We start from the raw sequence: 7,299 nt of genomic DNA on the forward strand, positions 1-7,299 counted from the left end.
GAAGTCGTGCCGCCTCTGACGAAGGTCCGCTCATCTGGGCAGAGTGGACCAGATTTGCTCGACCTGAGTTCTTCGCATTTTGACCCTTTGCAGAAGCGGGAGAACCTTGGCTGTCCTCGGCGCGTTAACGTCATCGAGCGCCAAACATCGCGAAGCATCTGGGCCATCAGTTTGCGAGTTTGAGGTTTCGCGCGATCCGCTCCTCGTTTTCCGCCAGCGTGTCGTAATCCTGCGCGAGCCTCTGGTACGCACCGCACACGCCTTTGTCAGTGAGGCACGCCGCCATTGTCCGGCATTCGTCGGCCATCTCACGATGTCTTCTCGCTTCGACAGTGTAATCCGTCATCCGGCTCTCCTGCGAAGTCGCGTACAGTGGAGAATGCGCGCACGTTCGGCGGGGTCGATTGTCGCACCTTTGATCCTGATCAACATCGTTCCCAGGCGCCCCAGCATTATGTGAAACGTGCATAGCCCCTACCTACGCAAGCCCCCAAGTTGAGCCGTCAGCTCCCCCAAGGCTGGCGGCTCACATGTTGTGCACCGCAGCGCCTTCGCCGATGATGCCTCCGGGCGGTTACGTAGGCTCAGCCAAAGTTGCGCTGTCTCAAGTTCCAGAACCCGTCACCTCCTTAACATTTGTCAATAATCGGGGAGAGGTTCAGACGATGCTGGTCAGAACGAACCAAACAAGCCGCCGCCCTAACGACGATCACTTGGCGGCCCTCGCAGGCGAGCGCGTCTCATCTAGCGAGTTCAAGTATCGAAAAGGCACTGAACTTTTCGGCGAAGGAGACGAACCGGAGTACGTCTATCAGATCATCTTCGGCGCAGTGCGGACCTATCGGCTGCTCTCGGACGGTCGGCGCCAGATCAACTCATTCCATTTACCCGGCGACATGTTCGGTTTAGAGAACGGCGACGCCCATCGCTTTTCTGCCGAGGCTCTCGTGGAAACGAGGGTTCGCATCATGAGACAGCGCAGCTTGCTCGGCAGCATGGCAGATCGAGCAGGGGGTACGAAGGACCTTCTCCGGCTCGTTACCCAGACTCTGCAGCACGCTGAAAACCACATGCTGCTTCTGGGCCGAAAAACAGCGCTGGAGAGAGTAGCTGCATTCCTTCTCGAAATGGACGAGCGGCAGTCCCGACCCAAAGTGATGGACCTGCCGATGAGCCGTCGCGACATTGCTGATTATCTGGGACTGACAGAAACGGTGTCGCGCGAGCTCTCAGCTCTGCGTGATGCCGATCTCTTGCGCTTCGTCGGGACCACACAACGGCAGCTTTCGCTGCCCAATCGTGACGGGCTCGCGCGGTACGATGCCTGAGGTGGGACCACGCCAATCTCTGACGTTTGGCGCGGTCTAACCATCTCCAACTCAGTCTCGCTCGGAGGCGAAATGACCGAACTGCTGGTTACGTTGGGCTTGTTGGCTGGGCTTGTCGTTTCTCATGAGCTTGGATTTTGGCTGGGATCAGCGACCAAGTCTGTGGACGAACTCTTTGACAGACAAGTTGTCCTCGTTCGGGCATCAACGGCTGCTCTCGTCGCATTTCTGATCGGGTTTGCATTTTCAGGAGCAGCGGCGCGATTCATTGATCGGGATCGCGTCAAGTTGCTAAGCCGCGAAGGTCGAGAGCGGATTGAGCCCTTGCTCGCTAGGGTTGGTGGTCTGCACGAACGAATGTGGAAAACAGCAACCAGAGCGACTCAGGACAACGCGCCCTTGATGAGCGTCATGTTGCCTCCGATAAACAAGGTCATTGATCTGCATTCTGAGCATCTCGCGATGGCGAGAAGGCATCTTCCCATCCCAATCATGGTCACCCTTTTGGGGGCGGCGGCAATCGGCGTTGGTATGATCGGTTTCGGAAATGGTCGGATCGGCCGTCGATTCTCTGTTCTTGATTCGGTTTACGGCGCCGTTCTTGCGGCGGCTCTTTGGATGACGATTGACCTTGACTATCCGGGCCTGGGTCTAATCAGGGTGAGCAATCGCATGGTTGTAGAAACCTTGGGTGTGATGAATTGAACATCGACCTTTACGTGATGCCTACCATGGTCCCTTCGAGGGGGATGGCTGTTCGCTGCGGCCGGATGTCCGTTCCTGTGCAGGTTTTTGGACGCCGGCAACGAGAGACCCTCCGGACGCTCGACTGACCGGCGTCCAAAAAGCGCCAAGGCACGAAGTCGCGGGAGGTTGGGCAACCGGCCGGGCAGCAAGTGCTATGGGGATTTGTTGGAGATGCTCGACTTAGGAAATTCGAACAGTGGCGCCCTCGAATGCGTGCACAACTTAAGCGACTTGGCACGAGGGTTGCTAAATAGGGGATTTAATCTTCTTGGCCTGTGCAATTTCAAATAGTTGCGAGTGGCGGAAATGGCACATCCAACAACCATTGCGCGATTGATCGGTCGATCCGTGTTTAGCGACATAGTGCGAGTCAATTTCTTGCGACCCAAAAGATGCACGGCACATTCAAGCAAACTGGTCTGCGCTCGATGTGGCTCGCCAGGTGCTTGCCCGGAGATGATCTGCTGGTCTTGACCATACTGAGTAGGCGGTCGCGACGCGAGTCGATCGTGTTGACCCTAGCCACCTCGCTATTGCTGTCCTCTCGATCAGCCACCGGCCGGCCTCTCGGCTCTTGCTCCCGCGCAGCGGGCTGGAGCGCAGCGACTTTGTGCAATGGCCCTGAGCCGCCTTGCTCGCTGATCCGTCCGATGTCCGATTTCGCGGGGTTAGCGGACTCGCTTGAGATCGCCCGCTACAGCCCTTGAGCCGTGCCAATGCTTACACCGCTTGAAACTAGCTAGGTACCCGGGCTTCGCCATCGCGGCGGTGAAGATCCCGCTGTCGGGATCGGTGGTAGGTTTCGCGGGCGACACCGGCGCGGTGATGACGAGGCAGAACATTTCGGCTATCCTTCGATGCGGACCATCATGGCTGGCAGGACAGGGCCCGCGAGAGGAAATCGGTGAGCACAGTAAAAAACGCTCTGGCCCAGAAGAGTGGCGCCCTGGTCCATGTTCGTTCCGGCGACATGGTCGTCGAAGCTTTGCTCCAAATGCGCGACAAGAGGGTCCGGTCGGTGCTGGTCATCGACGACGACGTGCTGGTCGGTATCGTGACCCAGGGTGACTGCGCCATCAAAGTACTGCTGCCCGGGCTCGATGCGAAGCAGACGCCGGTGGGCCAAGTGATGACGGGCAACCCGGTGACGGTCAAGCCGGACGATCGGCTGGAGGGCTGCATGGCAATGATGGCTCAGCGCAGTTTTCGCCATCTGCCAGTGCTGGACGGGGAAAAGGTCGTGGGCGTGATCTCGATCGGAGACGTCGTCAAGAACATCATCCGGGATTTGGAGCACAACGTGGACGACCTGATGGGCTACATCATGAAGGACGGCCCCGGAGGCTGACCGACGAACCGCGGTGCCATCGCCGTCTGTTGTGGCCCGTCCGCGCAGTTGCCCCGCGTCTGCCGGAGGTCTGCTTATGCCGCCAGAGCGGGCCAGACTTGCTTGACCTCACTTCTTCGCATTTTGACCCCGAGCAGACCATGATCGCCCGACTTTGATGCTGCTCAAAATGACGTTGGGTTGCCCCCTATAAAGGCGTTGCACTTGGCCCCCCGAGTGCGGAGTACCCACCCCAAGCGACAAAGGCCGCCGCCCCCAAGGCGGCCTTTTTGTGCCGTCACGCCGACGTGACGAAGAAATATATTTCCTACCCTTCGGATCGGGTACAAACTGGATCAATAGGCGTGGATCACGGGGGGTCCAATGCACCGATTTATTGCCAGGGCCAACATAGATCACTTTATCGGCCTTCTGACCGGCAGTGATCTGACGCCTGACAGACGTAACGGCATCACCACGCTTCTGATCGCCGAGTTCGATAAGCTCGCGCATGATCTGGAACATCTTGAATTTGTCGAGAAAAAAGCATCAGAGGGCCGTAACAGGGTCAGCCAAGTCAGGGATATGCGCGATGGTCACCCCTTCGGCACAACCCAGCGCGAGGAAGCGGAGCGGCTGCTCGTAAGCTGCGAAAACTTGCAGACGGTGCTTGAAGATTTCTGTCATCGCCTGCGCGCGAAGATCAACTCGCCGGGCGGAACAATCTCTGCAGGTTCCCGAAAAAAGCTGATATACTGATTGTATCACCGGCCGAGGCTCTGCCCCGTAGGCGTCGGTGGCTGAGAGACCGATTGCGCTCCCGCCTGCTAAGGAGGGAGCGCGCCATGTGGAAATCCACGGCAACGGCACCGTTTGGTCTCAATTTGCAACTGGCGGTCATCGACAGCGAACAGGTCCATGCGCTGGTATTCCCTTGTCGCCGCGTGCTTCGGGGCTGGGTAAATTCGCAGACCGGTTCGCCCGTGTACGTGCTCCCAACACATTGGCGCGAATGGGACGGCCGGATAGAGGAAGCAACGATTGGCGAGCCTGAACGGGATCGGTTGTCCATTGCCCAAAGAGTATGCGGACGATCTGAGAGCGATCATCAAGAAGGACTGTGACAGTCTGAATTAGACACGCTTCCTCTGCCGGCCCGCAAAAATACGTAGACCGCGCAGGAATTTGCGCCACGTCAATTTCCGCTGTCTGAAGCCCTCCTAGCTTGTTTGAGACGAGCAGGGAGGTTTCAATGGTGTTGCGGACCGGCAACGCAGATCATCGCACCACTACTAGCGGCCTACTGGCTGGCTTCGTCGGCGAACGGGTGCCGGCGAGTCATTTCAAATACCGAAAGGGCGTGGAAATCTTCGGTGAAGATGACGAAGCCGAATATGTCTATCAGATCCAGTCGGGTGCCGTGCGTACATACAAGATGCTTCCCGACGGCCGTCGCCAGATCAATTCGTTTCACTTGCCGGATGATATGTTTGGTTTTGAAAACGGTCCAATCCATCGCTTTTCGGCTGAGGCTGTTATAGAGACGACGGTTTGCATTATAAAGCGATGCAGCCTTGTTGATGAAATGGCAGCTAGGGAAGGTGGGGCACGGGACCTCATAGGTCTTGTCACGAGTAACTTGCAGCATGCTGAAAACCACATGCTGCTGTTAGGCCGTAAGACTGCCCTTGAAAGAGTGGTCGCTTTTGTTCACGAGATGGACGAGCGCCAACACCGACCAGCCGTCATAAGGCTTCCGATGAACCGCCGCGATATCGCGGACTATCTTGGCTTGACCTTGGAAACCGTTTCGCGCGCGCTTTCAACGCTCCGCGATGACAATATACTGCGTTTCCATGACTCCACTCAGAGACAGGTGGAATTGCTGAACCGCAACCGCATCGCTGAGCTGAACGCATAAGGTTAGCGTTACTTCTGCTTGTGGCCCATCTGCGAAGTTGCGCTGCCCCAGAGGGAAGTCCGCTCATCGCGGCAGAGCGGGACCAGATTTGCTCAACCTGGGTTCTTCGCAGTTTGACCCGACGCTGACCTCCGCCCGCAGCGCTGCAATGTCCGCTCCCAAGAGATGCCCCGACCAAGCAATGCTGCCTGCCGAGGGCAGCCTTTGACCCAATGTATGGTCCGGCCGTGCGTTGCAAGTGGTCTCGCCGAGCTGGCGGTGAGCGGTCTTGCATCAATGTATCCGGCGTTTGATTGGAGCATTTGCTCCGGGCCTGGATATCAGTGCGTGCGTTCTCGTTAGCGGACAGGCCTCGATTGGACCATTTGGGTCACCAGTGTTCGCATGCGCCGGGAAGACCGAACCTCCATCTCGTCTCATCCTCTCGCAGACCTCGGCTGGAAATTGTTGATAGGAGCTACGTCATCGCTTGCTCCTCATTTCGCTCAGTTCCTTTGTTCGAGCCAAGGGCCGTTCCTTCGTCCCGGCCCGCAGAACGTCGATCGCGTCGCGCGCAGGGGCGGTCAAGGCCAGCCGTCGCGCTTGGCTTGCGGCTGGCTGCGGCGTTGCCAGGCTGCGCCTTGCCCGCGCCGAGCACGGCGCGAGGATCAAGCGGATCGGACGCCTGCATCGTCGGTCCTTGTCAGCTCGAAGGCGCGTCCTTTAGCCAGCACCGCCCAGGCGATGCGGGCAAGCTTGTTGGCGAGCGCGATCGCGAGCACGTTGTGGTGCAACCGCCTTTTGGCGGCTTCGATCCAGGACTTGAGCCCGTAACGTTCCCAGTTCTTTATCCTGACCAGCACAACCCACGCCGCCTGCACGAACAGAACACGCAGGTAGCGATTGCCGCGCCTCGAGATTTTGCCGAGGATCGTGCGGTCTCCCGTTGAGATCTGCTTGGGCACCAGTCCAAGCCAAGCGCCGAAGTCGCGGCCTTTGGAGAATACGTCTCCAGTGCCGATCGCGGCCACCATGGCGCTCGAAATGATCGGCCCGATGCCAGGCACCGTCATCAGGCGCGAGCATGCCTGATCTTGACGGGCCAGTGCTTCGATCTCGCCGGAGAGGCCATCGATGCGCTGATCCAGCCGGCGCCAGTCGCCTGCCAGCTCCTCGATGACACGCAACATGCGTGGCGACAGAGCATCGGCGCGCGTCGCAAGGATGGTGGGCAGTTCGGTGCGCAAGAAGCCGATACCCTGGCGCACGGCGATCCCGCGTTCCAGCATGAAGGCGCGAGTCTGGTTGATGATGCCGGTGCGTTGCGACACCAGCCGCTCGCGCACCCGGGCAGCGCCTGCAGATCTAGTTGCTCCGCGGTCTTGGTCGCCACGAACTTCATCGTCGGGCGCTGCACGGCTTCGGCAATCGCTTCGGCGTCATTGAAGTCGTTCTTCTGTCCCTTGCTATAGGGTCGGACATATTTGGCCGCCAATGCCGATCAGGCAACGCGGCAGATTTGCGAGCCGCGCCTCGACTTGGCCACGCGGCCACTTTTGCCGCAGCACGATGGCGCCGCGCGCATCGTGGCCCACGACGTGGAACGAGTTCTTGCCGATATCGATGCCGATCACGGCGATCGCGGTATTGGGTGTCTGAGACATGGTGTAGACGCTCATTAGAAAGGTCACCATCCTCCCCATTAGAGATGTCACGCTCGGACTTGTCTAAGGCATGGGGCCTGGGGGTTGTGAGTGATGACGGTGCTGTCGATGAGCCGGGCTGAGATCGACCGGGTGCATGTGTTGCGGGATGTTGTGGCGGAACGGATTACAGTGCGAGAGGCCGCGCAACTGCTTCGGGTAACATCGCGGCAGGCATTCCGGCTGCTGAAGGCCTATCGGATCGGAGGCCCCGCGGCACTGCTGTCAAAGAAGCGCGGCAAGCCGAGCAACCGAGCCTATCCGGCGATCGTGCGGAGCGAGGCACTGGCGCTG

The 7,299-nt window shown here is 58.8% G+C and carries 8 protein-coding genes and 1 pseudogene; 7 read left to right on the forward strand and 2 right to left on the reverse strand.

Translation table 11 applies throughout. The features are described from left to right. Window positions 1-166: 166 nt before the first annotated feature. Window positions 167-346 carry a hypothetical protein gene (locus BM374_RS35335; RefSeq protein WP_092303270.1) on the reverse strand — a complete coding sequence of 60 codons (180 nt, stop codon included), beginning with the start codon at window positions 344-346 and terminating at the stop codon, window positions 167-169. A gap of 319 nt (window positions 347-665) precedes the next feature. Here BM374_RS35335 and BM374_RS35340 point away from each other — a divergent pair, with 319 nt between their 5' ends. The 6 genes from BM374_RS35340 (at window position 666) to BM374_RS35365 (ending at window position 5,323) form a co-directional block, all read left to right on the forward strand. Further along, window positions 666-1,328, forward strand: a complete 663-nt coding sequence (locus BM374_RS35340; RefSeq protein WP_092303272.1) for a helix-turn-helix domain-containing protein — start codon at window positions 666-668, stop codon at window positions 1,326-1,328. A gap of 72 nt (window positions 1,329-1,400) precedes the next feature. After that, on the forward strand, window positions 1,401-2,033 hold the full coding sequence (locus BM374_RS35345; protein ID WP_092303274.1) for a hypothetical protein: 633 nt from the start codon (window positions 1,401-1,403) through the stop codon (window positions 2,031-2,033). 946 nt (window positions 2,034-2,979) lie between these two features. Continuing rightward, complete coding sequence (locus tag BM374_RS35350) at window positions 2,980-3,423, forward strand: CBS domain-containing protein (protein WP_092303276.1); 444 nt, start codon at window positions 2,980-2,982, stop codon at window positions 3,421-3,423. Between the two features lie 363 nt (window positions 3,424-3,786). After that, on the forward strand, window positions 3,787-4,161 hold the full coding sequence (locus BM374_RS35355; protein ID WP_092303278.1) for a hypothetical protein: 375 nt from the start codon (window positions 3,787-3,789) through the stop codon (window positions 4,159-4,161). 86 nt (window positions 4,162-4,247) lie between these two features. Next, window positions 4,248-4,526 (forward strand): hypothetical protein, encoded by a 279-nt coding sequence (locus tag BM374_RS35360; protein WP_092303280.1) that lies wholly within the window; start codon window positions 4,248-4,250, stop codon window positions 4,524-4,526. A gap of 128 nt (window positions 4,527-4,654) precedes the next feature. Beyond that, window positions 4,655-5,323, forward strand: a complete 669-nt coding sequence (locus BM374_RS35365) for a helix-turn-helix domain-containing protein (protein ID WP_092303304.1) — start codon at window positions 4,655-4,657, stop codon at window positions 5,321-5,323. 647 nt (window positions 5,324-5,970) lie between these two features. Here BM374_RS35365 and BM374_RS35370 read toward each other — a convergent pair. After that, window positions 5,971-6,966 (reverse strand): annotated as a pseudogene (locus tag BM374_RS35370) (IS110 family RNA-guided transposase). A gap of 93 nt (window positions 6,967-7,059) precedes the next feature. On the opposite strand from BM374_RS35370, the gene BM374_RS35375 reads away from it, so the two are divergent. Then, window positions 7,060-7,299, forward strand: a 240-nt coding sequence (locus tag BM374_RS35375; protein ID WP_143270172.1) for a helix-turn-helix domain-containing protein, incomplete at its 3' end; no start/stop codon positions are given.

It is taken from the genome of Bradyrhizobium sp. Ghvi, from assembly GCF_900115265.1.
Taxonomy (GTDB): domain Bacteria; phylum Pseudomonadota; class Alphaproteobacteria; order Rhizobiales; family Xanthobacteraceae; genus Bradyrhizobium.

Coding starts and splice junctions, on each gene's coding strand:
- BM374_RS35335 (WP_092303270.1), bottom strand. CDS start 346: ATGACGGATTACACTGTCGAAGCGAGAAGACATCGTGAGATGGCCGAC.
- BM374_RS35340 (WP_092303272.1), top strand. CDS start 666: ATGCTGGTCAGAACGAACCAAACAAGCCGCCGCCCTAACGACGATCAC.
- BM374_RS35345 (WP_092303274.1), top strand. CDS start 1,401: ATGACCGAACTGCTGGTTACGTTGGGCTTGTTGGCTGGGCTTGTCGTT.
- BM374_RS35355 (WP_092303278.1), top strand. CDS start 3,787: ATGCACCGATTTATTGCCAGGGCCAACATAGATCACTTTATCGGCCTT.
- BM374_RS35360 (WP_092303280.1), top strand. CDS start 4,248: ATGTGGAAATCCACGGCAACGGCACCGTTTGGTCTCAATTTGCAACTG.
- BM374_RS35365 (WP_092303304.1), top strand. CDS start 4,655: ATGGTGTTGCGGACCGGCAACGCAGATCATCGCACCACTACTAGCGGC.